Here is a 24,703-nt window from a genome sequence, read left to right on the forward strand (position 1 = left end):
ATCAGATCTGCGTCCTCTTACAGAATTCCCTTCAGTCTGAATGTGCTCTATGACACTGCGCGGGGGGCGAGAAACGATCGGACGGGGTTGGAGGAGAATTTGACGTTGGAAACCGGGAGTGAAACGGCCGAGATCGAGACACCGGCCGAGCTTGATAATATCGAAAGCTCCAAACCGACAGCCACAGAGGATCGAGGATCTGCGATCCCGGCGCCGACCGATATCGCGATCGACATCGTCGTGCCGGCAATCTCGGCGATCGTCGTCACATACAACCACGAACGCTACATTCGGCAGGCGCTGGACAGCGTCCTGACGCAAAAGACCAAATTTCCCTTTGAGGTGATTGTCTCCGAGGACAAATCGACTGACACCACAGCAGATATTGTCGACGACTACGTGAAGCGGTTTCCAGGCAGAATTCGCTTCATGCGCTCGGAGGTCAATCTTCGTGACAATGAGGTCCTCCTGCGAGCCATTCGAGCCGCCAAAGGCCGCTACATCACCTTTCTCGATGGCGACGATTACTGGGTTTCCCCGGACAAGCTGCAAACCCAGTTCGACTTCATGGAGGCGCATCCTGACAGCGCGGTGACCTATCACGACGTCGAGCGCGTCACCGATGATGGTGAGGTGGTCCGCGTCATGAAGGGGCTCGGACATCGCGGGACGATCGAAGACCTGACCAACGGCAACTTCCTCGGAACCTGCTCGGTCATGATACGCTGTTCGGCGCTGCCGAAGGTTCCAGACTGGATTGGGACGATGCCCGCAGCGGACTGGCCGCTGTATTTCCTCGCGGCGCGCTCGGGCTTTATCGACCACATCCCCGGCCTTGTGTCGCGCTATCGCATTCACACAGAATCCTATTGGGCCAGCCGACCACTCGCCGAACAACTCCTCATGAGTTTCTGCATGCAGGTGGAGATCGAAGCTCATCTCGGCCCCGATTATGCTCCCCTCTTCGCGCGAGGTCGGCGCGCCAATGCCCTGCATGTGCTGACGACCGTACTGAATGAACCCCCAGAAATTCGTGCTCCTGCCGCCAACGACATCGAGGAGAGGCTGAGGCAAGCGGAGAGCGAAGCGACCACGGTTCGAATCCACCTCGTCGAAATGAGGGCCCGCGTCAATGAAGCGGAGGCCCAGCGTGCCGAGGCCGAGCAGCGGACGGTCGATACGCTAGGGCGCGTCCATGACGCGGAAGTGCGGCGGCTGGACGCCGAGCAGCGGGCGGTTGATGCGTTTGCAAACCTCAACGAAAAAGAAGCTCAGAGGCTGGAGGCCGAACGGCGAGCGGTTGATGCATTTGCGAACCTCAACGAAAAGGAAGCTCAAAGGCTAGAGGCCGAGCAGAGGGCAATTGACGCGGTTGCGCGTGTCAACGAAAAGGAAGCTCTGCGCTTGGACATCGAGCGGCAAACGATCTATGTGCAGGCTCGCCTGCAGATGACAGAATCCGAGCTCGCAAGCCTTCGCAGTTCATCGCAGGCCGTTGCGGCTGATCTCGGTGCTCGACTCTCCCGCTCCGAGGATGAAAAGCGGCGCATCGAAATCGCGTTGCAGAGCGCCGTAGTTGAGTTTCAGAGCACCGAAGCTGAGCGGCGGAATCTGCAGACCGAACTGGCGGACAGGCAACGCCGCATCCGACGCATAAGAAGGCGCGAAAAATATATCGGCATCGGGCTCGGGCTACTCATCGCAGCGCTCGTCGCCTTTATCCTCGCCTGGCGATGGGCCTGAACACCGGTTCGTTTCGAACGAACCAACGTCCGCTCGCAGCAGCAAAGCGATATCAAACGGCGCACCAGCCTGACGCGAGCGACAACAGGACATCCTGAAGATCCACCGGCGGCGCGGCTCAGCCTAATCAGCCGCGCACGGCCTCCAGTCATCTTCTCGTGATAATCGCATCGAAGCGGTAGTGCGTGCCGAGTTGGCCTCGGCTGTCCTTGAAAGTGCAGGTCAGATTGGCTCGATCGCAGATCGATCGGATTGCTTTTTCCGTCCACCAGACGCCGATCTGTTCGCGGCCCGTCAGCATCCGCCAGAAATGGCGCAGCATCTTGGACGTTGTGTTGTAAAGGCCGGACTTTCTGCGAGCATCGGGAACGCCGCTCAGAAGAATTTTGCCACCCTGTTCAAGAGCTTGTCCCATACCTTGAATGAGCGCCCGGCCTTGCTGCCGGTCAAAATACTGAAAGGCTCCATTTACAAAAATCTTGTCGTATTTCTGTCCGGAAGCGGCAAATTCTTGAATATACTCAACAGCATCGCTTTCGACATATTCGATGTTATCGCGGATGTTGTGCTTTTTTCCAACATTGACGAGCGAATCGGAAAAATCGACTCCGACAATGTGTTTGCACTTGCCCGCGATCTTGATCGTGAACATGCCGTTTCCGCAGCATAGATCCAGGACACGATCACCCGCCTCGATCGACAAACTATCGATGATGCCTTCGGCAATATCATCGATGTATGATTCGCCGATAGGTGTTCCCTTTATCGTATACTGAACCTGCCTGGCGAACTCTGTCTCATCAAATTTCTTCGGAAAGACAGACCAATATTTCTTGAAGTCCACGAATATCTCCCGGCCTCAAATCCTGCCAACAGGTCTCGGCATAGCGACCAACCTACACAATTGGACAATCAGGTGGAAGCCGCTCAAAAGCTCTTGTGAAGTTGAAACTATCGCCAGCCGTTGGTCCAGCCGCTCAGACGCGATCAAGTAGGCGGGATCAACATTGTCTTTGGTTGGCTGATCAGCGAGTTGGCAGGCATTCCATGATCATCCAGTTCTCGCGTCGTTGAACGCCGTGGTTTGCCCGTGCAACAGGGACGACAGTGGTGAGCCGCAGGCCGGCCGCCTTCAGCAACCTTGCGAATTCCCGACGGGTCCTCTGATGTCCGCCTGTCAGGAGTAGCATTGAATAATCATTCGCGATGGTCGCCGGTGCGTCTTCGATCCGCGACGGCAAGAGCTCCTCGATGATCAGCAGGCGGCTGTCCGGCCGCATGGCGGCCCTGCATTTGCTCAAGATCAGCTCGGACTCCGCATCGTCCCAATCATGAATGATGTTGGAGAGCATGTAGATGTCGGCTTGGGCTGGCTCGATCCGTTCAAACATGTCGCCGCTGACAAAGCGAAGCGCAGGATTCGCATCGTCCGTGGATTGACGGTCCTGTGCGTCTGCCACGGTGGGCCGGTCGAACACGACGCCTTCTGCGCCTGGCGCTGCCCGCAGCACAGCCTTCAGCAACGTTCCCTCGCCGCCGCCGACGTCCACGATCAGCGAGGCCCCAGCAAAATCATAGGCCTTGCAGATGCCTTCGGCACGCGCATGCACGCTCTCGCTCATCAATCCGCTGAACGTCGCGCTGAGATCGGGCCGCGAGTCGAGAAACTCGAACAGTGGCAGCCCGAACACCTTGTCGAAGGCCTTTTCGCCGGTCATCACGGCATGAACGGATGCCTGTGCCGTCGGATAATTGACCTCTCCAATATAGAGCAGGCGCGGCCGCATCGATCGTGGGTGATCGGCGCGCAGAAATTCGCCCATTGCTGTCAGCGAGAAACGCGCCGAACCGATCTGCCGCAGCAGACCAAGCACGACGAGCATCCGCATAAAGCGTCGGAGCGAATCGGGCGCAGCGCCGATGGCCGTAGCAAGGCTCTCGACGTCGCGATGTCCGGCGGTCATGTGATCGGCAATCGACAGCCTCGCGGCCGTCACGAGGAGCTGTGTCGCGGCAAAACCACCGACCATACGCGCCAGCGTGGTCGAAGGGTCCGCCTTGCTACTGGAAGCCGGCGCCTTAATCGAACTCTCCCAATCGGTAAGCTGGAAAATAGGGGGTGGCAGAAGTCCCCGACATGCTGGCAAGCGCCGCGTAACGCTCGGCATCGAGAATGCGTCCGCAGAAATAGGATTGGCGAACGCCCGTCGACCAGCCCGCCTTGAACGAACTCAGCTTTCCCTCCTCCGCCAGGCCGGCCTCGCCGCCCCAATCGATCCATTGCGCCTTATCGGCGAAATACTCCAGTTCGCGGTGATAAAGAGCATAGGCGGCGCCGACCTTGTAGGCCAGAGGGCTGGCCGCGGCGGCATGGGCATAGACGACACCATCGCCGACCAGCTGGATATGCGCCGCAACGGGCGTTCCTTCCAGGCGGGCGACCGTCATGAACGCGCCGGGCAATGCCAGCTGGCGCTCGAAGGCGCGACGGGAGAATTTTCGAATGCCGCGGATGTCGAACTTCGCGATAGCGTGGTCGAACAGTCCCAGCCAGTCGTCGAGCAACTGGCTCGGCTCGGCATAGACTTCGACATCGACCCGTCGGAAAGCCCTAGCCGCCTCGCGGGCGTGATGCGAGGAAACGATGCGATCGAGCGGCAACGAGAGATCCGCCACATGGTGATGCTTGAAGGGCACCAGTCGGTCCGGAAAGGCCCGCTCGAGATCGGCCATTTCATAGCGGCCGAAGGGATCGGGAACGACGGCGAGGCTGACCAGCCGGCCCCGCCAGCCCTCGATGTCGTCGGCCAGCGCTGACCAGTCGTCGCAAGCGAGAAAGGGATAGGTCATGCCATCGTGCAGATCCTGTCCGTTGATCGGCCTGCGAAGGAACCAGCCACCGCTAGCAGGCAGCGCCGCTCCCTCGCCGAACTCCGAAAGGCTGTCGACATAGTCCTTTGAGCGATATGCAGGCATCGGCTGTCGGCTCACCATTCGGAATTTCGTCGCCAGGCGCTCTTCACGCGGGCAATCGCGAGGTCACGCGCCAAATGGCAAGTCCGTCATGCCCGCGCCGCCTCGGTGATTACGGCGATGACGCGGTCCACTTCATCCGCCGTCAGCATGGGATAGATCGGCAGGCAGATCACCTGCGAGGCGATGCGCGTCGCCTCGGGAAGATTGGCAGGCGCCGCCGACGGCAGATCCTTGTACATCCCGAACGTGCTGATCAGCGGATAGAAGTAGCGGCGCGCGAAAACGTCATTGTCTCGAAGACGCTTGTAGAGCGCATCGCGCGAGAGCGGGAAATCCGGCCCGACCAGGATCGGGAAATAGGAATGGTTGGGGCGCGCCGCCTGGCTCGGCCCCGTGAGCTCGATGCCCGCCACGTCGCGGAGGCCCTCGCGGTAATGGGCGTCGATTTCGGCGCGTCGCTCGATCATGGCATCGATGTCACGCAGTTGAAGCAGGCCGAGCGCGGCGCTGAACTCGTTCATCTTGCCGTTGATGCCGGCAGCGACCACCGTGACATCGTCGACGAAGCCGAAATTCTTGAGCTGGTCGACGCGGCGCTTCATGTCGGCGTCGGGCGAAACGATGGCGCCGCCCTCGAATGTGTTGAAAACCTTGGTGGCATGAAAGCTGAGGACCGAGAGATCGCCGTGGTCGAACAGATTGTCGTCGGCGAGCCGCACACCGAAGGCGTGGGCCGCATCATAGATGACCTTCAGCCCGTATTCGCGCGCAACGGACTCGATGGCTGAAAGATCGCACGGCCGCCCATAGCAGTGCACGGCCATGATCGCCGTCGTCGATGGCGTGATGGCGGCCCGGATCCGTTCCGGGTCCAGGTTCATCGTGCGCGGATCGATGTCGACGAATCGCGGCGTAAGCCGCTTCCAGAGCAGGGAATGAGTGGTCGCGACGAAAGAGAACGGCGTGGTGATGACTTCGCCCTCGATTTCGAGGGCCTGCAAGGCTGTGATCAGGCCAATCGTGCCGTTGGAGAACAGCGAGATGTGCTTGACGCCGAGATAGTCGGCGAGCGCTGCCTCCAGACGCTCATGGAAAGGCCCGCCATTGGTGAGCCAGCCGCTGTCCCAGATCTCGCGGAGGAGGCCCACCATGTCTTCGAAAGGCGGCAGGGACGGCCGCGTGACCGTGAGGATCTTCCGATCGGATGACATCCTACCGGTGTCCAGGACCAGAACGTGTGACGAGAGACGACCGGTGCGCGCGGTGCAGTCGCACGAGGTGCAAGCCGCTGGCATTGCCCCCGCATTTCGAACAAGCAATCCGAACTCTACTAAATGGCGGCAATGTGGAGATCCTCCCCTCCAGGTAGTAAGTGCATTCGACGGCAGCAGCCCCACCCCAATGCCATCGACAGTTCTACTGTCACACAGGCCATCATCGGCCAAATCACTTATGCGACACTCCTCATCTCCCCGAGAGCGGAAGCCATATATACGTCGACATGCCTAACTTCATTGGTCCGAACGAAAGATCATCAACAAGATTCGCGCTTCAGCTTTTGTCATCGTCTCGCTTGGCAAACCGTCGTTGAAGCCGCGCTGATGGCAACCGGACCCGCCCTGCCCGCGAAGCTCGGTCGAACACCAATACTGTACAAAATAAGGCCCCTACCGAGTGACGTCGTTCACATGGGTGACCGCGATGTTCAGACCCCGACTCTCGGCTATAATTCCGAACAGCCTTTCTATTGCGTGTAAGACGGTCCCGTCGTGACCGGCGGGCTCGATCGGGTAGTCACGCCAATCAAGTCCCAGCGAAATGAAAGGTTCAATGGCCTCGGCACGCGCCCAGAACATCGATCCGATCGGAAAGTCGAAATGGCGCGGAAGCGAGGCCAGATGAAGCCTCTCGGCCAAGGAGCGCCCAATCGATTCATTGGCCGACCACGCGAGAATGTTGGGATCGGAGGGGAAGACGATGCCCAACCGGCTGTCTCGGGCAAAGGCGGCGATGATGCGGTCCATCATCGGTCCGCCCTGCTCGCCCCCAAGGGTGTTCTCATAGAGAAACTCCACCCAGCGTTCGATCATGCCGCGGTTGGTATTCGACGCTGTCTTCTTGGTGTGGACATGCCCGATCAGATCATAGTTGCGAACGAGGCTGGAGCCGAATGCCGTCAGCAGCGGACCGAGATCCCGGCCACGATTGGCGACGACACGTGCTTCGGCGATCCGGCCGCCATAGGCCTGGAGCCGCGCGACCGCATCATCCAGGCTCGTCTCGTCAGCGGCGCTGACGAAAAGGTCGGGCCGGGAGGCATTGACGGCGAGGCGTTCGGCGATCGCCGGGACGATATCGGTATAGTAGGCGTGAATATGGAGCGCCGTCCGGATGCCCGGGGAGACGCCCTCCTCCGGCATGGCATCGGTTTCGCGGATGACCTGCCGGATCCAATCGCCCTGGGGCCGCCCCTGGCGCAGGAACGCAGCATAGGCGTCGTGTTCCGGTTCATCCTTTGCAGCCATCGCCTCGCCGAACAAGAGCGGATTGAACCCGGGCTCCGGCCTGCGAGGTTCGGGCCGGCGCTTGTTCTCGGTGAGATAATAGCGGGCGGCATCGTTGGCGGACGGCCTGTCCTGCCGTTCGGGAAGCATGAACGCGGGATCGAAGCGCTCAGCCGCCGCAATCGTGGCGAGATCGCTCTCCAGGGCTTCCGCGGCAGCCCTGGCCATCAGCGCCATATCTTCGATCCGCTCTGCATAGGCCCTGGCATCGAACCGTATGGCAGCGTAGTTCCTCGTCGCGTCGGCGACATGGCGATAGTGTTCGGGACTGCGCATGAGCGCAAACAGCTTGGCCGCCGCCTGTTCGGTATCGAGATAGTCGGCGACGCAGTCCGGGCCGAGACCCGCCTCGGTCAGCAGGTCGGCTATCCCGGTTGTCTTGTCGAAGCAGACGATCGGCAGCCCCTCCGACATCGCATCGATCGCGACATTCGGCAGCGGATCGAGCCGGCTTGTCAAAAGCAGCACGCTCGAAAGCGCATAGGCGTGGTCGATTTCGGATGTCTCGGGCGCAATGATCATGCGATCCGACAGGCCGGCGCGGCTGATCTGATCCTTGAGATAGACTGAATAGGCGGCATCCAGCTCGGGATTGTAGTTCGGCCCAATCCAGACAAACCGGGCCGATCGACCCTCGTCCGTCGAGAGAACGCGCCGCGCGACATCGATGAACAGATCGACACCCTTGCGCATCTGAACATAGCCGGCGCCGAGAACGAGAAACTCGCCGGCGTCGCGCCCGTTCGGCAGCATCACCGCCTCGAGACGATCGCGCTCTAGCTGACGTGAAGCCTCGGAAGCCGTCCGACCCGGCAGTTCACATCGGCCCTGCGGCAGCACATGGAAGCGCTCGGTTCGCACGGACGAAGTCTGCTCCAGGGCATTCTCGATGGTGAGTTCGGTCGAGAAGACGATCTGATCGGCTTCCCGGAACGCCTCGGAGAATGCTGTCCTTGGCAGGATATAGGAGGCGAACTCGTGGAAGAGGCCGACAGTCGGAATCCCGTGCTCGCGAAAGGCGCGCAAAATGTAGCGCGACTCGATCGAATTCACGATCGCGAAGAGCGGCCGCTTGGTGGCGCCAATCGCGTCCACCATGAGATCGTATTGATCGGCCTCGTTGATGGGTGGGCGGGCGATATGCACTTCGGTGCATGTCTCCAGGAAGTCGCCAAGGAGTTCGCCACCGCGCAGGCAGACCGCGACGACGTTGTAGCGCTCGGCGTAGGTTTTCGCGAGGTTCAGCGCAAGGATGGGCGCGCCCGACCGGCTGGCCTCATGGCTTACGACGACGACGACCGGCCGATCGGCATTGTACGGAACCGACCCGGGGAGCGAGGTGATCACCTCGACCGGATCAGGTCGCACCTCGATCACCTCGACGCGCTCGGGCATGAAGCGCTTTGGATCGCGCTTGGCGGCGCTCCGACGGAACCGTGACTTCGTCTTCGCAGGCAGCGGCAATGCATCTGAGGACAGTGCCTTCAGCGCCTTGAACTCAAGATAATAGCGAAGGTTGCGAAGCGGCCGCTTCCGGGCACGGATGAGTTCATGTGAGCGTTCGTTGAACTGTTCAGTCAGTTCCCGCTCCCGGTGCTTCTGCGCATCGGCAGCCGCCGATATGGAAGCAAGGGTCTGCCTCGTCTCCGCAAGGCTCGCTTCCGTCGCCTCGAGCCGTTCCGACACCAGATCCAGGCGGCGCGCATCGCGCTGATTCCCGGGAACGAGCGCAGGGACGTGCCGGTTCTCGCCATGGAGGGTGGCCAGCGCGCCGAGAATGGGCTCGAGCGTTTCGGAGGCTGTCTCGAGCGCGGTTCGCGCGTCATCGAGCGCGGCGTGATCCGAGACATCTTCCCCCATGCGGGCCCATTTGCCGAAGATGGCGAACGCCGTCGCCACAAAGCCCGAATGGGTCTGACGCCGGACGATCTCAAGGCTTGCTTTGGAATGCGCCTGAGGCTCGACGCTGATGAGCCCCGTAGCATCTGCGATGGCGCCCGAGAAGATGATGCCGAATTGCCGCGCGATGCGGTCGATCGTCGATGGCCCGTCGCCGGTGAGCTGGTCATGGGCGACGAAGACCCTCGGCCGGCCTCTCGAATCCCGTTCGGCCTCGAGCATGCTCCTGAGCCAGAGCATCTCGCCGTTCAGCGGCTCCATTCCTCGACTTTCGGCTAGCGCTGCAGCGACTGCCGCCGGATCGCCGTGGACATCGACGACCAAAGGTTCGGCACCGAACTTCGTCAGAGCAGTGAACCAGAACGGCAGCAGCCGGCTGATCCGGGGATCGTGGATCGCGAACAGCTCCGAACCGCCGAATGACTCAGCCAGCGCCCTCTGCGCCCGATCGGCAAAGGCACCCGCTTCGGGCGAAGCATACCAATCCGCCGGAAACGGCCGCTGATCAAGCCAGCTCATTCCCACGGATGCAAAGATCTCATCGTTGAGCGCGCTGAACCTCCCCGCTTCGAGGCGCCCCGCCGGATGCGTGCCGGTCTCTGGAGCCTGATCCGTCGCCAGATCGCATCCCATCGCGCCGAGCAGCCTCGCCAGGGTAGCGGCGCCGGCACCATCCACGCCGAGCAGCAGCAGGGCTCTGCGCGTTCTTCTTCCTGTCATGGACGCAACTCGTTGACGGCGTGTTCTCGGGCCAGAGACCATTGCGACAAGTGCCGGGCAAGTCAATCAGAGCGGCGCGCCCGCCGATTGGCTCGACGACCAGTATTTCCGACCTTGGACCAAATGTCGCAATCGTTGACGAAGAGCTGGACCTGATCTACGTCGGATCGGCTTTCGGTTCCTCTGCCGCCACGCTTGCCTCGAAGCCAGATCCGGACATTTCACACGGCGCGACCTTCTGCTCGTCGATCGAACGGAAGGCCGCGCCTGTTTCGCTAGTGTTCCGCCGCGATGGTAAACCGGACGCAACACTGGCTTCGATTGTCTTCGGAGAGGCGGCGCCAGGCTTCCTCGGCTTTGCGCCGTTCGCCGAACGGCCCGACCACGCGCTCGCTGCCCTCGATCAGCTTGTCGAATGTCGTCGAGGCATATTCACCGCCGACGATCCAGAAACGCGATGGATGCATGATCTCTCTCCCTGTTATTCAGCGGCTGTTAGGAACTGCTCTGCCTCGGTCGATTCCGCCATGGCGGTGGTCGAGGAGAGGCCGCCGGTGATCGCAAGCGACACCTGGTCGAAATAGCCGGTGCCGACTTCGCGCTGGTGGCGCGTCGCCGTATAGCCATCGGCCTCCGAAGCGAATTCGGCCTGCTGCAATTCGCTGTAGGCGCCCATGCCGCGGTCGCGATAGCCGGAGGCCAGCGTGAACATCGAATGGTTCAGCGCATGGAAGCCGGCGAGCGTCACGAACTGGAACTTGTAGCCCATGGCACCCAGCTCGCGCTGGAAGGTCGCGATCGTCTCCGGATCGAGCTTCTGCCGCCAGTTGAACGAGGGCGAGCAGTTATAGGCCAGCATCTTGCCGGGATAACGCGCATGGATTGCCTCGGCAAAGGCGCGCGCGTCATCGAGATCCGGATGCGAGGTTTCCCACCACAGGAGATCGGCATAGGGCGCAAAGGCGAGGCCACGCGCGATGCAATGATCGAGCCCCGTTCCCTCCTTGAGGCGATGGAAGCCTTCAGGTGTCCGTGCGCCTTCTTCGATGAACGGCCGGTCGCGCGGATCGATGTCCGATGTGATCAACCGCGCCGATTCCGCATCCGTCCGCGCGACGACCAGAGTCGAGACGCCCATGACATCGGCGGCGAGCCGCGCGGCGATCAGGTTGCGCTCATGCTGCGCCGTCGGGATCAGCACCTTGCCGCCGAGATGGCCGCACTTCTTCTCCGAGGCGAGCTGGTCCTCGAAATGGACCGCTGCCGCGCCGGCCTCGATATAGGCCTTCATGATCTCGAAGGCGTTGAGCGGCCCACCGAAACCCGCCTCGGCATCGGCGACGATCGGCACGAACCAGTCACGTGACGCCGCGCCCTCCCCGCGCTCGATCTGGTCGGCGCGCTGCAGCGTCTTGTTGATGCGGCGACAGAGCTCCGGGCCAGCATTGGCCGGATAGAGGCTCTGGTCCGGATACATGGCTCCGGCCGTATTGGCATCGGCCGCGACCTGCCAGCCCGAGAGGTAGATCGCCTGCAGTCCGGCCTTGACCATCTGCATCGCCTGGTTGCCCGTGACGGCGCCGAGCGCGTTGACATAGGGCATGTCGCTCAGCTGCCGCCACAGTCTGTCTGCGCCGCGCTCAGCCAGCGTATGTGCGATCGCCACCGAACCGGCGAGCCGTGCCACATCGGCCGCACCATAGGGGCGACGGATGCCGTCAAAACGGCCCTTGGGCTGGCTGGCGAGAAAGGCTTCGAAATCGCGTGACATGATCAGCTCCATTGACAGGTCGTGACATCGTCTGCCATTGCTTCTGCAACGATGGCAACAACGGCAATGTGCCGATCAAACGGCTGAACTACAAAGGCTTTCTCGATCAATCGGGTTGTACTGTCACCCTGTGACCGCGAGACATGTAAAGCTGTAAAAATATGACAAACGAGACCGGTCGAAAACTGTTCATTGGCGGCAAGCTGCGGCGCCTTCGCCGCGATCTCGGGCTGAGCCAGACCAAGCTGGCCGAAGATCTCTCGATATCGCCGAGCTATGCGAACCTGATGGAGCGCAACCAGCGTCCCGTCTCGGCGCAGATCCTTATCCGTCTCGCCGAGGTCTATGACCTCGACATCGCGGCGCTGGCGTCATCCGAAGATGACCGCAGCCTTGGCGAACTTGCCGAGATGATGGGTGATCCCCTGTTCCGCGACCTGGCCGTGCCGGCGCAGGAACTGCGGGATCTCGTCGAGACCTGCCCATCGGTCGCCGATGCGATGCGCAGGCTTTACCAGGCCTATCAGCAGACACAGCGCGATCCCGAAACGTCGACGACGGCCGATATCCGAGCGTTCGATCCGGTCGACGCGGTGCGAAACGCGATCGAGGCAGCAAAGAACTACTTCCCGGCACTCGACGAAACGGCCGAAGCGCTGGCGGCGGAGCTAACCGAGGCCGGGCCAGACCTCCTCGGCGCCCTGGCAGCACGTTTGCAGGCCCGCCATGGCGTTCGACTGCGCGTTCTACCGGCTGAGGTGATGGCGGGCGCGCTTCGGCGTTTCGATCGCCATCGCCGGCAATTGCAGCTTTCAGAAATGGTGTCGCCTTCCGGGCGGATCTTCCAGGCCGCATTCCAGCTTGCGACCATCGAGCACGCGGCACTGATCGACACGCTGGTCGAGGAAACGGCGCTGACCGATGCAACAGCGCGGCGGATGTTCCGCATCTTCCTCGCAAACTCTTTAGCCGGCGCGGTGATGATGCCCTATGGCCGCTTCTTCGCCGCCGCCGAGGCGTGCCGCTACGATGTGGCGGTGCTGACCCAGCGCTTCAATGCCAGCCTCGAGCAGGTCTGTCATCGCCTGACGACGCTGCAGCGGGCCGGCGCCCGCGGCGTGCCCTTCTTCATGATCCGCGTCGATGATGCCGGCAATGTCTCGAAGCGCCATGCCTCCGGCCGCTTCCATCTCTCGCGCTATGGCGGCACCTGCCCGCTCTGGAACCTGCACGAGACCTTCCGCAGCCCGGGCGCCATCCTGACGCAGCGGCTCGAAATGCCGGATGGCACCGCGTTCTTCTCGATCGCCGCGACTGTCAGCGGCGCGCGACAGCCCTTCCCGGCGCGGGAAGCGCGCTTTGCGATCGGCCTTGTCTGCGAGATGAAATATGCGGGTCGGATCGTCTATGCCGATGGCGAGGGCGTCGGCACCGCGCGTATCGGCACCAATTGCCGCCTCTGCGAGCGGACAGATTGTGCCCAGCGCGCCGAACCGCCTGCGGCCCGGCCGATCCTCATCGATGAGAACCTGCGCAGTGTAGTGCCGTTCCTGTTCGATCCCGGCCGCGGCAGGGCGCCGCGGACGGGAGATGCGTGACTGCCGGCTCAGTGACCGCCAAAAGCCTCGGCGGACGGCAGCGGATCGGCGTGATGCGGCTGGAACAGTTTGCCGCGCTCGGTGACGAGCACGGTCACGAAGGCGCAGAGACCTGCGGCGAGGAAGCCGATCGCCAGCGGCAGGACCGAACCATCGAAGCTCTGGCTGATGGCGAGACCAGCCAGCGTCCCGAGAATGGTGGTGTAGAAGCCGATCAGCGAGGACGCCGTTCCGGCGATGTCGCCGAGCGGCTCCATAGCCATGGTGTTGAAGTTCGGCATCGTCAGGCTGAACAGGAACTGGCAACCGGCCAGCGTGACCGCGAACACGAGCAGCGGCGGCTTGCCGCCATAGGCGAGCGCCACGGCGAGCATGGCGGCCGAGAAGAGCACGTAACCGCAGATGCCGAAATGCGAGAGCCGGCGCATGCCGAGCCGCCGCACCAGCCGCGAATTGATGAAGGACGCGATGCCCATCACTGCGGCAAGCGAGCCGAACACCACCGGGAAGATCGCGCCAAGGCCATAGACCTCGGTTTCGAAGATCTGCTGCGTCGAGCCGAGATAGCCCATCAGCGCGCCGAACATCAGCCCCATCGCCGTGGCATAGCCGACCGTCACGCGCTGCGAAAGGCAACGGCGAGCGCCATCGGTGATCCGCTGCACGGAAAACGGCATCCGATATTCGGGCCGCAAGGTCTCGGGCATGCGACGGCCGAACCACAGGGCCAGCAGAACGGCGAGCACCAGCATCGAGACGAAAATGGTGTGCCATGTGCCGAAGAGCAGGATCAGGCTGCCAATCGACGGCGCGAAGATCGGCACGATGATGAAGACCATCATGGTGAGCGACATCACGCGCGCCATTTCGCGCCCCTGAAAGCGGTCGCGCACGATGGCGACCGAGAGGATGCGCGTCGCGGCAGCGCCCATGCCCTGGATCAGGCGGGCGAGAAGCAGCATCTCGAAACTCGTCGAGAACAACGCGATGAAGCTGCCGATCGCGAAGATGATGAGCCCGACCATCAAGGTCGGCCGCCGCCCGATGATGTCGGAGAACGGACCGTAGAAGAGCTGCATGATCGCGAAGCCGATCATGTAGACGGTCAGGATCAGCTGCACCTCATTGGTCGAGGCGAGGCCGTAATCGGCACGGATCGGATCGAAGGCCGGCAGCAGATTGTCGATCGACATCGAGCCGAGCGCCATCATGAAGGCGATGATCAGTACGAATTCGAGGAAAGATGGCGCGGGCTCCGCTCGGGTCGCGGGCACGGTGGACAGGACGGACATTGCAATTCTCTAAGGTATGAACGTGCAGGCGGGAGGTCCGGCACGAAGAACGGCACGCGGCGGCAGGCAAAGATGGATCGACCGAAGTGCGGGCTGCAGGAACACTCATAATCCGGCTTTTGTGGCGCTGCGGTGACCGCCGTCACAATTCCTGATCAAATAATGTTCCCTTACGAAAAATACGTCGAGCAAGGCAGGACGGTCAACCGTCATGAGGCTCAACGGCGATGATCTCCCTATCGAAACTGCGGCAAAACTGCGCAAGCGCGACAGGAACCGCACGACTGCCGCGTTGAAGGCGGCATCGTTCGCTATGAGAGCCGGGCGATGGCACAGCGGGGGAAACGAGATGGGACGTTTTGCGACGACTGCGGAGACCTACAGGCGCTTCCGCGAACCCTATCCGGCCGGCTTCTTCGCGTTGATCGCGGGGCGGCTGGCGTTGGACGGCCATCAAGCGCTGATCGATCTCGGCACGGGTCCCGGCGTGCTCGCGCTCGGCCTTCATCCTTATGTCGGCTCGATCCTCGGCGTCGATCCGGAGCCGAACATGCTGGCCGCAGCGCGCAACGACGCCGCTGCCGCGGGGATCGAGTTGCCCCTGATGGCCGGGCGGACGGAAGATCTGCCGGCTGACATCGGCACGTTCGACGTCATCACCATCGGCCGGGCGCTGCACTGGATGGACCGGGCGGCGACGCTTCCGGTTCTCGAGCGCATCCTCGCCCCCGGCGGCGCGATCCTCATCTGCGGCACGTCCCCCGTGAAAGACGCGCGCAATCCCTGGTTCGAGGCCTTCGAGTCGGTCAACCTCGCTTACTCCGCCCGCAAGACGACGGGCTGGAGGGAGATCTATGAGAACTGGTTCACCGACACGCCCTTCGTCGAGGGCGAAACGATCGAGCATGAGTTCACGCAGATGATCACGCCCGAGGCGCTGTTCGAGCGGCTTCTGACCCGCTCTTCGACGTCGCCGGCTGTCCTTGGCGACCGGACCGAGAGCTGCCGGGAGGATGTGATGGCCGCCCTCGCACCGTTTTTTCGGGATGGCCCGCGCACAGAGACCCTGAAGGCAAAGGCAACCGTCTATCGTCGCCGCTGAAAAGCCCGTGGACGGCGCGGCCGCCAGGGGCAAGGCGCCTTAGGCAGCTCCGCCGATCAGCTGCGCCGCGGCGGCGCGCGCCTCGTTGGTGATGACGCTGCCGGCCAGCATACGGGCGATCTCTTCCTGCCGCTCGTGGCCGCGAAGCGGTGTCACCCCGGTCGCGACCCGCTCCTCGCCCGATGGTTGCCCGACTTGGCCGACAAGCGTCTTGGCGATCAGGAGATGGCTGTAGGCTCGCGCTGCGACCTGCGGCGCATGTGTCACGGAAAGGACCTGAACCCGCTCGGCGAGGCGCGCCAGACGGCGGCCGATCGCCTCGGCGACGGCGCCGCCGACACCGGTATCGATCTCGTCGAAGACCAGCGTCGGCGCCGAGCCACGATCGGCCAGCGCGACCTTGATGGCGAGCAGGAAGCGCGACAGCTCACCGCCGGAAGCAACCTTCATTAACGGCCCCGGCCGCGTGCCTGGATTGGTGCGGACCACGAAGGAGACGGCATCGATGCCGCTCTCCGAGCGCTCCTCGCCGTCGCTTTCGATGGCGACGATGAACGCCGCACGCTCCAGCTTCAGCGCCGGCAGTTCTTCCGCGACGCGCAGTTCCAGCGCATCGGCGGCGGCACGGCGGCGAGCGGAAAGCGCGGCGGCGCGGATGTCGAAGCTGTGCCGCGCCTGCTCGGCAGCGGCCTCGAGCGCCGCCAGCCGTTCTTCGCCTGAATCGAGTGCGGTGAGATCGGCTTCCATGCGGATGCGCAGCCCGGCCAGCCCCTCGACCGGCACATCATGCTTGCGCGCAGCGGCCCGCAGCGCGAACAGCCGCTCCTCCGTGCGCTCCAGTTCCTTCGGATCGAAATTGCTGGCCCGGATCGAAGCGTCGAGCAGGCCTTCCGCCTCTTCCAGCGCATCGATGGCCTGGTCGACGGCCTCGACGACACCGTCGAGCAGCCCGCCGGCCTGATCGCGCTTGCGCTCCAGACGTCGCGCCAGGCTTGCCAACGTCGGCACGGGCGACGCATGGCCGGCGATCGTTTCATGCGCGTCGGCAAGATCGGTCGCGATCTTCTCGATCTGCATCATCCGGTGACGCGTGGCGGCAAGCTCCGTCTCTTCGCCGGCCTGCGGCGCAAGACGCTGCAACTCGTCGACGGCCGCGCGGAGATAGTCTCCCTCGCTGCGCGCCGAGGCGATGCGTCGTCGCAGCAATGCCACTTCACTCTCCGCCGCGCGCCAGCCGCGCCATGCGGCAGAGACTTCGCCGGCCTCTCCATCCAGCCCGCCAAACGCGTCGATGAGCTGTCGGTGCACGGCCGGATCGATCAGCGCGCGATCATCATGCTGCCCGTGGATCTCGACGAGACGCGCGCCAACATCGCGCAGCAGCGCGACGCTTACCGGCTGGTCGTTGACATAGGCGCGGGTGCGGCCGTCCGCGGTCTGCACGCGGCGAAGGATCAGCTCGCCGTCATGGTCGATGGCATTGTCGGTCAGGAATTGGCGGGCCGGATGCTCGCGCGCCACATCGAACACGGCGCTCACCTGCCCCTGCGCGGCGCCGTGACGGACCAGTGCCCCGTCGCCTCGCCCGCCGAGCGCCAGCGCCAGGGCGTCGAGCAGGATCGACTTGCCGGCGCCGGTCTCGCCGGTCAAAACCGTCATGCCCGGCGCAAAATCGATCTCGAGCCTGTCGATCAGGACAATGTCGCGGATGGACAGCGCTGCGAGCATCGGGAGGCTAGGCCCTTCCTCCTCAGGTCCCGCCGAGGCCGGTTACAGTCTGGAACGCCTTGCTGATCCAGGAACTCTTGTTTTCGGACGGCGACACGCCACCGGACTGCAGCAGGCTGTACGCATCCTTGTACCAGGGCGAATCCGGGAAGTTGTGGCCCAGCACCGCGGCGGCCGTCTGCGCTTCGCTGACGATGCCCATCGCGTAATAGGCTGAGGTCAAGCGATAGAGCGCCTCCTCGACCTGGCGGGTATTGCCATACTGCGTCACGACCGTCTTGAAGCGGTTGATGGCGGCCGGATATTCGCGGCGCTCCAGATAATAGCGGCCGATCTGCATTTCCTTGCCGGCGAGCTGGTCGCGGGCAACGATGATCGCCTTCTGCGCGTCGTCGACATATTCGGAATTCGGATAGCGCTCGACCACTTCCTGCATCGCGGCGATGGCGCGCTGCGTCGATTCCTGGTCGCGCGTCACGTCGGGGATCTGTTTGAAATAGGACTGGCCGATCATGTACTGCGCGTAAGCCGCATCCGGGCTCGCAGGATAGAGCGCCACATAGCGCTTCGCAGCCTCGATCGTGTCGTCATACTTGCCCTGACGATAATAGGTGAAGGCCTGCATGATCAGGGCCTTGCGGGCCCATTCGGTATAAGGCTGCTGCTTGTCGACCTCGCCGAAGCGCGCCGAGGCGGCCCGAAGCTTGCCTTCCGACATCAGCTTCAGGCCCTGATTGTAGAGCTCGCCCGCTGGAATGTCTGGCTGGTCGGAGTCGTCTTCCTTGCCGAGGCAGCCGGCCAGAGCCACCAGCGAGCAGAGCAGGACGACACGAAGCGCGATCGTCCCCTTCCGCCCCAGCTTCGCAGCGGCGGAAGGAAGGGTCGCATCGATATTTGTCATGCAGGAATTCGAGCCAGCGGAACCGGCCTCGCCTCTATCGACGGGTCAAAGCACTGCCGCTTCTCTAGCCGAAACGACATCAGTATGTCACCAGCCGTGCCAGCGCATTGGCGCATTTTCAAGGCAGTGGGATCATCTGGGAGAAAGGGCGCTTCGCAGGCGTCGCCGGGCGAACCGCAGGCCCCGTCAGGACTTTTCCGGACCGAGCGCCGCGGCCGCGAGACGGACCGGAACTTCGGCGCGAACCGGCTCGCGACGCGGCGCGGCCGTCCCGTCGACAAAGCACCACGCCGACGAATCAGCCAGCAGAGCCTCGACGATGCGCGCGTTCAGCCGATGGCCGCCGCGATAGGAGCGGTAAGCCCCGATGATCGGCGCGCCGGCAAGCGCCAGATCGCCGACCGCATCGAGCGCCTTGTGGCGCACAAACTCGTCCGCGAAACGCAGCCCCTCCGGATTGAGAACGCGGTCATCACCGAGCACGACCGTGTTGTCGAGCGAGGAGCCGAGCGCGAGACCGCGCGACCAGTAGGTCTGCACGTCGCGCAGGAAGCCGAAAGTCCGGGCGCGGGCAAGATCACGACGGAACGTCGCCGGGGTCAGGTCGGTGACGAAAGCCTGGCGGCCAATCAGCGGCGAATCGAAATCGATGTCGATCTCGAAGCGGCGGCCATCAAACGGCAGCAACTCGGCAAAGGCCGGACCCTGGTCGAGGCGGATCGGCTTCAGGACCTTGATGAAGCGGCGGCGGGCGGCGAGCTGGACGATCTCGGTCTGCTCGATCAACGCGACAAAGGCGCTGGCGCTGCCATCCATCATCGGCACTTCGGCGCCATCGATATCGACCGCCACATTATCGACGCCAAGACCGTTGAAGGTCGCCAGCAGATGTTCGATCGTGGCGATCGACAATCCCATGCGGGCGATCGTCGTGCAGGAATCGGTGGCCGACAGATTGTCGATCGAGGCGCGGATCGCAACCGATTCGGAAGCGTCGCCATCGGTGCGCTGGAACGTGATGCCGCTATCGGCTGGCGCAGGATTGAGCGCCATCGAGACCGGCTGGCCGCTATGCACACCGATACCCGATACGACGACGCGATCGCGCAACGTCGTCTGCGGTGTGCCCATACGCTTTGCCATGAATTGAACCCCTGCGGGACCGCCAATTACGCGGCGTCCCTGTCGCGCTTCACCTACTGAGCCGCTCGCTCGCGAAACATGCCGGCCTGTCGACTCGGCGTAATCGCGCTGCAGAGCAGCAATTCGTAGTGTGAAGATACGGCCCGCCCCCTCCTACAACAAATCACGGTTTCTAACCGTATGTTACGCGGTATCCGCCTGGGGGATTGCCTTGCCGCGCTTGCGAAAAGGCCCGGCGGAATACCGCCGGGCCTGGGGTCGAAATGCTGCAGTCGCTCAGTTCGCCTGACGGCGCAGGAAGGCCGGGATCTCGAGCTGGTCGTCCTCGTGGCGCGGCTCGCGCGGCATCACGCGGCCATGCGGATCGAGTTCAGCCTGCTGGCGCTGGCGATAGGCGTCCTGGACCGGCGCCGCCTGACGGGGCGCCTGCTGGGGACGCGCCGCCTGGGGAGCCGGAGCCTGCTGGCGCGGCGCCTGCTGGGGCGCACGGGCCGGAGCCTGCTGGACCGGAGCGGCCCGCTGGGGCTGCTGCGGCTGGGCATCTTCCTCGCGACGGCCGAGATGAGCCAGGCGGCGGAGCAGACCCATCGGCCCGCGATCCTCCTCCTGCGCTTCCTCGCCGCGCGCGGCATGCATCTCGCGCTGGGCCACGACCGGGAAGTCCTCGACCCGCGGCATGCGGCTGGAGGCCGGAGCCTCGGCCGCCGGCGGAATGAAGGACTGCTGCGGATGGTGGTCATGCGCATCGGCCGGCGCCGGGACCATGTCGAACTCGTGATCGAGTTCGGCCTCGTCATAGGAGACGGACGCCTGCGGCTGCTGCAGCGGGGCGATAGTGACGCCCGGGTCGCGGGAGGCCGTCTGCGCAGGCTGGCGGATGACCTGCTGCGGAGCCGGCGCGCGCATTTCGGTGTTCACCTGCGGTGCACGACCTGCGGCCGGCGGCTGAACGGCGGCCTGGGCGGCAGCCTTCATGCGCTGGTTGAGCTCGGCCATGCGCACTTCGGTCGGCGTGACGTCCTCGCGGACTTCGCTGTCGATGCCAGTGGCAACGACCGAGACGCGGATGACGCCTTCGAGGCTTTCCTCGAATGTGGCGCCGAGGATGATGTTGGCGTCCGGATCCACTTCCTCGCGGATGCGGGTCGCCGCCTCGTCAACCTCGAACAGCGTCAGGTCCTTGCCGCCAGTGATCGAGATCAGCAGACCGCGGGCACCGTGCATCGACGTCTCGTCGAGCAGCGGATTGGCGATCGCCGCCTCGGCGGCGAGGATGGCGCGGCGCTCGCCGGAGGCTTCGCCCGTGCCCATCATAGCCTTGCCCATCTCGCGCATCACCGAACGGACGTCGGCGAAGTCGAGATTGATCAGGCCTTCCTTGACCATCAGGTCGGTGATGCAGGCAACACCCGAATAGAGAACCTGGTCGGCCATGGCGAAGGCGTCCGCGAAGGTCGTCTTCTCATTGGCGATACGGAACAGGTTCTGGTTCGGAATGACGATCAGCGTATCGACGCATTCCTGCAGCTCGCGGATGCCGGCTTCGGCAACGCGCATGCGGCGGGCGCCTTCGAACTGGAACGGCTTCGTCACGACGCCGACCGTCAGGATCCCGTGCGAACGGGCCGAGCGGGCGATGACGGGCGCAGCGCCCGTGCCGGTGCCGCCGCCCATTCCGGCGGTGACGAACACCATGTGCGAGCCGGCGAGATGATCGTTGATCTCGTCCAGCACTTCCTCGGCGGCGGCGCGGCCGATCTCAGGCATCGAGCCGGCACCGAGACCCTCGGTGACCGCCGTGCCCATCTGGATGAGGCGCTCGGCACGCGCCGACATGAGCGCCTGGCTGTCGGTGTTGGCGCAGACAAACTCAACGCCCTCGAGCCCAGAACGGATCATGTTGTTGACGGCGTTGCCACCAGCCCCGCCAACGCCGAAGACCGTGATCTTGGGCTTAAGCTCAGTAATATCCGGCATCTTCAGGTTGATCGTCATGGAGACCTCGTCGTCTGACCCCTCAGCCGGTGGCGTAAACCGGCCTGGCTTTGCTTAATTGAGGCGCCTCGCCCTGTGCGCCCCGCCTCTCGGCTATTAGAAACTTTCGCGGAACCAGTGCCCGACCCGTGCGAAATAGCCGCCGGTCCCGGTCATCGGCATGCGATGGCCGCGCATCGCCGAGACCTGCTCGATCTGGGCGACTTGCGGATAGATCAAAAGCCCTACGGCCGCCGAGAAGGCTGGCCCCCTGGCCGCCTCCGGCAGGCCCGTCACGCCGAGCGGACGGCCAAGACGGACATTGCGCGCAAGGATGCGCCGCGCCGCCTCGTTGATGCCCGCCAGCTGGCTGCCGCCACCGGTGAGCACGATCCGCCGGCCAACCATGGTCTGGAAGCCGGAACGGTTCAGCCGGTCGCGGACGAGCTCCAGCACCTCTTCAATGCGGGCGCGGATGATCCGCGTCAGCGCGGCCCGCGGAATCTGGTTCGGAACGTCGCGGTCGTCGTCGCTGATCGGCAGCACGGACAGCATGTCGCGCTCGTCGGAAACCGAAGGCAACGCGCTGCCATGCATGGTCTTCAGCCGCTCGGCATCCTCGATGCGGGTCGACAGTCCGCGCGCGATGTCGGTGGTGACGTGCTGACCGCCGATGGCGATCGCATCGGCATGGACGAACTGGCCGTCCATGAACACCGAGATCGTTGTGGTGCCGCCGCCGAGATCGACGCAGGCGACGCCAAGCTCGGTCTCGTCATCGACAAGCGCCGAGAGACCGCTCGCATAGGGCGTCGCGACCATCGCCTCGACCGAGAGATGGCAGCGCGAAATGCAGAGCTCGAGATTGCGCAGCGGCGCCGACTCTCCGGTGACGATGTGCATGTCGACGCCGAGCCGTTCACCGAGCATGCCGCGTGGGTCGCGGATGCCGCCATTGCCATCGATGGCATAGCCGATCGGCAGCGAATGGATCGGCGCACGCTCCGGCGTGACGGTGTGCTCGCGGCCGGCGGCGAGGACGCGCTTGATGTCGTTCTCGACCACTTCATGGCCGGTCAGCGAGACGCTCGCCGAATAGACTTCGCTCGAAAGGCGGCCGCAGGAGACGTTGACGATCAGCGATTCGACCGTGACGCCGGCCATGCGCTCGGCGGCATCGACTGCGAGGCGGATCGCCTGCTCGGCCTTGTCCAGATCGACCACGACGCCCGACTTGATGCCGCGCGACCGCTGATGGCCGATGCCGAGCACCTCGACGGCATGGGTACGGCCGGGCAGCACATCGCCAAGCTCACGCGGCTTCAGTTTGGCGATCAGGCAGCAGACCTTGGACGATCCGACATCGAGGATCGAGACGATGGTGGCCTTCTTGGCCGACAGCGGCTTCAAACGGCTTTCGGAGGTGACGAACAGGGCCATCAGGTGCTCGCCCCTTTGCGCTTCGCAAGCTTCGCCTGCTCCTTGAGTTCGGCTTCGCGTTTTACGGCGGCTTCGGGCGTCAGCCGCACAAACATCCGGTCGCCGAGACGGAGATCGACGCTGACGATGTCGCGGCCAAGCAGATTGTTGCTCTGGTCGAAGCCGGCGATCCGCGCCAGCGCGGCCTTGGGATCGTCCTGCGGCAGCATTAGCGTGACACCGTTGTCGAGCACGAAATTCCAGCGCCGCTGGCCAATCAGCACAGCCGCCTTGAGCCGGGCGCGAATTCCCGGCGCAGTGTCGGCAAGCGCCAGCGCCTCGGAGGCACGCGTCTCGGCACCCGCGCCGACCACGCGGACGAGATTGCGATGGGCATCCCGGGCGTCGCCGATGACGCGGCCGGTATCGTCGAGCACGGAGAGCTGCTGGTCGTGCTGCCAGAGCACATAAGGCTGGCGCTCGTCGATCGTGATCTTCAGCGTCGAGGGATAGACCTTGCGCAGCGACGCCGTCTGAACCCAGGGCAGCGTCTCGATGCGCTCCCGCGCCGAAGCGACGTCGATCGCCGGCAGCGAGGCATCCGGCGGAAGCTGCAGCTTCTGCAGCACGGCGACCTCGGAGGTCTCCATCTGCCCGGTGATCTTCACGGATTCGACGACGAGGCCGCCCGCATTCGACAGCGAGGTGACGAGTTCATCGGTGCGGCCCGCAGACACCACGCCGGCAACGCCGGTCGCGATGAACAGGAGCGCCGTCAATTCAATGCCGATATGCGGCGGCAGGCGGCGCTCATAGCGCGCCAGCGACTTGAGCCGCCGATGCAGCCAGGACGGCATGCGTCGAGCAGACGGCACGGCGAGATCGGCCGATCCGCGCGCTCCCTGCTCTTCCGCCAGCTCATCGACTACCTGCCGCACGACGCGTCCTCCACCATCCAGCTCACCAGTTCCGGAAAACTCATTCCGGCATGCCGCGCCATATCCGGGACCAGCGACGTCGCCGTCATGCCCGGCTGGGTGTTCACTTCAAGGCAAACCAGCTGCCCCGTGCCGTCAGGTCGATCGTCGTATCGGAAGTCCGCTCGGCTGATGCCGCGACACCCGAGAGCCCGATGAGCCCGCACCGATAGATTCCGTATACTTTGGTAAACATCTGGTAAAAGCGGCGCAGGAATTACGTGTCGTGCACCGTTGTCGGAATATTTGGCGTCGTAGTCGTACCAGCCACCATCGGCCGTCACGAGCTCAATGATATCAAGGGCTTCGTCGCCCATGACGCCGCAGGTCAGCTCGCGGCCGCCGATGAAACGCTCCACCATGACCGTGTCGCCAAAAGCCCAATCCTCAGCAAAGAGTTGCTGAGGCGGGTGAAGAGCGCCCTCACGAACGATCAGGACACCGAAACTCGACCCCTCTGCCACCGGCTTCACGACATAAGGTGGTGTCATCGGATGCGCCTTCGCGACATCCAGGCGGTGCATGAGCACTGATTCGGCGATTGGAATTCCGGCCGCCGCGAGGACGTCCTTGGCGCGCGCCTTGTTCATCGCGAGCGCCGAAGCGAGCACGCCGGAATGGGTGTAGGGGATCTGGAGGATCTCGAGGATGCCCTGGATACAGCCGTCCTCGCCATAAGGCCCGTGCAGCGCGTTGAAGGCGACATCCGGCTTCAGGCGCGCCAGCACCTCCGCCACGTCACGCTGAACATCGACCCGCGTGACCCGGTAACCCGCAACCTCGAGCGCATCGGCGCAACCCTTGCCGGAATTGAGCGAAACCGGCCTTTCGCTCGACCATCCGCCCATCAGGACGGCGACGTGCTTCGCCAAGACAGTTAACCCCTCTCGAATCGA

General features: G+C 63.6%; 18 protein-coding genes. 3 read left to right on the forward strand and 15 right to left on the reverse strand.

The genetic code is table 11. The annotated features are described in order from the left end of the window. Positions 1-99: 99 nt before the first annotated feature. On the forward strand, positions 100-1,743 hold the full coding sequence (locus LB518_RS15380) for a glycosyltransferase (RefSeq protein ID WP_224578400.1): 1,644 nt from the start codon (positions 100-102) through the stop codon (positions 1,741-1,743). Between the two features lie 148 nt (positions 1,744-1,891). Here the strand turns inward: LB518_RS15380 and LB518_RS15385 are convergent, their stop codons facing one another. From LB518_RS15385 to aceA, 7 genes are all read right to left on the reverse strand, one after another. Then, the gene (locus tag LB518_RS15385; protein WP_224578401.1) at positions 1,892-2,587 is read right to left on the reverse strand and encodes a class I SAM-dependent methyltransferase; all 696 of its coding nucleotides are present in this window, start codon (positions 2,585-2,587) and stop codon (positions 1,892-1,894) included. 181 nt (positions 2,588-2,768) lie between these two features. After that, positions 2,769-3,773 (reverse strand): methyltransferase, encoded by a 1,005-nt coding sequence (locus LB518_RS15390; RefSeq protein ID WP_286198720.1) that lies wholly within the window; start codon positions 3,771-3,773, stop codon positions 2,769-2,771. A gap of 49 nt (positions 3,774-3,822) precedes the next feature. Next, positions 3,823-4,719 carry a GNAT family N-acetyltransferase gene (locus LB518_RS15395; RefSeq protein ID WP_224578403.1) on the reverse strand — a complete coding sequence of 299 codons (897 nt, stop codon included), beginning with the start codon at positions 4,717-4,719 and terminating at the stop codon, positions 3,823-3,825. Positions 4,720-4,805: 86 nt separating this feature from the next. After that, entirely contained in the window at positions 4,806-5,930 is a 1,125-nt protein-coding gene (locus LB518_RS15400; RefSeq protein WP_224578404.1) for a DegT/DnrJ/EryC1/StrS family aminotransferase, read from the reverse strand. A 456-nt stretch (positions 5,931-6,386) separates the two neighbouring features. Further along, on the reverse strand, positions 6,387-9,902 hold the full coding sequence (locus tag LB518_RS15405; RefSeq protein ID WP_224578405.1) for a rhamnan synthesis F family protein: 3,516 nt from the start codon (positions 9,900-9,902) through the stop codon (positions 6,387-6,389). A 275-nt stretch (positions 9,903-10,177) separates the two neighbouring features. Further along, positions 10,178-10,369, reverse strand: a complete 192-nt coding sequence (locus tag LB518_RS15410; RefSeq protein ID WP_224578406.1) for a DUF4170 domain-containing protein — start codon at positions 10,367-10,369, stop codon at positions 10,178-10,180. A gap of 14 nt (positions 10,370-10,383) precedes the next feature. Beyond that, a complete protein-coding gene (gene aceA / locus LB518_RS15415; protein WP_224578407.1) occupies positions 10,384-11,673 on the reverse strand; it encodes an isocitrate lyase in 1,290 nt (429 codons plus the stop codon). 161 nt (positions 11,674-11,834) lie between these two features. Here aceA and LB518_RS15420 point away from each other — a divergent pair, with 161 nt between their 5' ends. Then, the gene (locus LB518_RS15420) at positions 11,835-13,271 is read left to right on the forward strand and encodes a helix-turn-helix domain-containing protein (protein ID WP_224578408.1); all 1,437 of its coding nucleotides are present in this window, start codon (positions 11,835-11,837) and stop codon (positions 13,269-13,271) included. 8 nt (positions 13,272-13,279) lie between these two features. Here the strand turns inward: LB518_RS15420 and LB518_RS15425 are convergent, their stop codons facing one another. After that, complete coding sequence (locus tag LB518_RS15425) at positions 13,280-14,563, reverse strand: multidrug effflux MFS transporter (protein ID WP_224578409.1); 1,284 nt, start codon at positions 14,561-14,563, stop codon at positions 13,280-13,282. Positions 14,564-14,912: 349 nt separating this feature from the next. Here LB518_RS15425 and LB518_RS15430 point away from each other — a divergent pair, with 349 nt between their 5' ends. Next, entirely contained in the window at positions 14,913-15,665 is a 753-nt protein-coding gene (locus LB518_RS15430; protein ID WP_224578410.1) for a class I SAM-dependent methyltransferase, read from the forward strand. A gap of 39 nt (positions 15,666-15,704) precedes the next feature. Here the strand turns inward: LB518_RS15430 and recN are convergent, their stop codons facing one another. The 7 genes from recN to LB518_RS15465 all read right to left on the reverse strand — a co-directional run bounded on the left by recN (position 15,705) and on the right by LB518_RS15465 (position 24,679). Continuing rightward, positions 15,705-17,393 carry a DNA repair protein RecN gene (gene recN / locus LB518_RS15435; RefSeq protein ID WP_224578411.1) on the reverse strand — a complete coding sequence of 563 codons (1,689 nt, stop codon included), beginning with the start codon at positions 17,391-17,393 and terminating at the stop codon, positions 15,705-15,707. 22 nt (positions 17,394-17,415) lie between these two features. Next, positions 17,416-18,294: an outer membrane protein assembly factor BamD gene (locus LB518_RS15440; RefSeq protein WP_224578412.1), complete on the reverse strand. Its 879-nt coding sequence runs from the start codon at positions 18,292-18,294 to the stop codon at positions 17,416-17,418. A 186-nt stretch (positions 18,295-18,480) separates the two neighbouring features. Continuing rightward, on the reverse strand, positions 18,481-19,437 hold the full coding sequence (gene lpxC, locus LB518_RS15445) for a UDP-3-O-acyl-N-acetylglucosamine deacetylase (RefSeq protein ID WP_224578413.1): 957 nt from the start codon (positions 19,435-19,437) through the stop codon (positions 18,481-18,483). 276 nt (positions 19,438-19,713) lie between these two features. Then, the gene (gene ftsZ / locus LB518_RS15450) at positions 19,714-21,432 is read right to left on the reverse strand and encodes a cell division protein FtsZ (RefSeq protein ID WP_224578414.1); all 1,719 of its coding nucleotides are present in this window, start codon (positions 21,430-21,432) and stop codon (positions 19,714-19,716) included. A gap of 96 nt (positions 21,433-21,528) precedes the next feature. Then, positions 21,529-22,851 (reverse strand): cell division protein FtsA, encoded by a 1,323-nt coding sequence (gene ftsA, locus LB518_RS15455; protein WP_224578415.1) that lies wholly within the window; start codon positions 22,849-22,851, stop codon positions 21,529-21,531. Next, positions 22,851-23,768 (reverse strand): cell division protein FtsQ/DivIB, encoded by a 918-nt coding sequence (locus tag LB518_RS15460; RefSeq protein ID WP_224578416.1) that lies wholly within the window; start codon positions 23,766-23,768, stop codon positions 22,851-22,853. The genes ftsA and LB518_RS15460 overlap by 1 nt, the downstream gene beginning before the upstream one ends. Continuing rightward, positions 23,756-24,679 (reverse strand): D-alanine--D-alanine ligase, encoded by a 924-nt coding sequence (locus tag LB518_RS15465; protein WP_224578417.1) that lies wholly within the window; start codon positions 24,677-24,679, stop codon positions 23,756-23,758. The genes LB518_RS15460 and LB518_RS15465 overlap by 13 nt, the downstream gene beginning before the upstream one ends. Positions 24,680-24,703: the final 24 nt, after the last annotated feature.

This window comes from Mesorhizobium sp. BR1-1-16, from assembly GCF_020165495.1.
In the GTDB taxonomy this organism is placed as follows: domain Bacteria; phylum Pseudomonadota; class Alphaproteobacteria; order Rhizobiales; family Kaistiaceae; genus Kaistia.

Coding starts and splice junctions, on each gene's coding strand:
- aceA (WP_224578407.1), bottom strand. CDS start 11,673: ATGTCACGCGATTTCGAAGCCTTTCTCGCCAGCCAGCCCAAGGGCCGT.
- lpxC (WP_224578413.1), bottom strand. CDS start 19,437: ATGGCAAAGCGTATGGGCACACCGCAGACGACGTTGCGCGATCGCGTC.
- ftsZ (WP_224578414.1), bottom strand. CDS start 21,432: ATGACGATCAACCTGAAGATGCCGGATATTACTGAGCTTAAGCCCAAG.
- LB518_RS15420 (WP_224578408.1), top strand. CDS start 11,835: ATGACAAACGAGACCGGTCGAAAACTGTTCATTGGCGGCAAGCTGCGG.
- LB518_RS15440 (WP_224578412.1), bottom strand. CDS start 18,294: ATGACAAATATCGATGCGACCCTTCCTTCCGCCGCTGCGAAGCTGGGG.
- ftsA (WP_224578415.1), bottom strand. CDS start 22,851: ATGGCCCTGTTCGTCACCTCCGAAAGCCGTTTGAAGCCGCTGTCGGCC.
- LB518_RS15430 (WP_224578410.1), top strand. CDS start 14,913: ATGGGACGTTTTGCGACGACTGCGGAGACCTACAGGCGCTTCCGCGAA.
- recN (WP_224578411.1), bottom strand. CDS start 17,393: ATGCTCGCAGCGCTGTCCATCCGCGACATTGTCCTGATCGACAGGCTC.
- LB518_RS15425 (WP_224578409.1), bottom strand. CDS start 14,563: ATGTCCGTCCTGTCCACCGTGCCCGCGACCCGAGCGGAGCCCGCGCCA.
- LB518_RS15405 (WP_224578405.1), bottom strand. CDS start 9,902: ATGACAGGAAGAAGAACGCGCAGAGCCCTGCTGCTGCTCGGCGTGGAT.
- LB518_RS15400 (WP_224578404.1), bottom strand. CDS start 5,930: ATGTCATCCGATCGGAAGATCCTCACGGTCACGCGGCCGTCCCTGCCG.
- LB518_RS15410 (WP_224578406.1), bottom strand. CDS start 10,369: ATGCATCCATCGCGTTTCTGGATCGTCGGCGGTGAATATGCCTCGACG.
- LB518_RS15390 (WP_286198720.1), bottom strand. CDS start 3,773: ATGGTCGGTGGTTTTGCCGCGACACAGCTCCTCGTGACGGCCGCGAGG.
- LB518_RS15395 (WP_224578403.1), bottom strand. CDS start 4,719: ATGCCTGCATATCGCTCAAAGGACTATGTCGACAGCCTTTCGGAGTTC.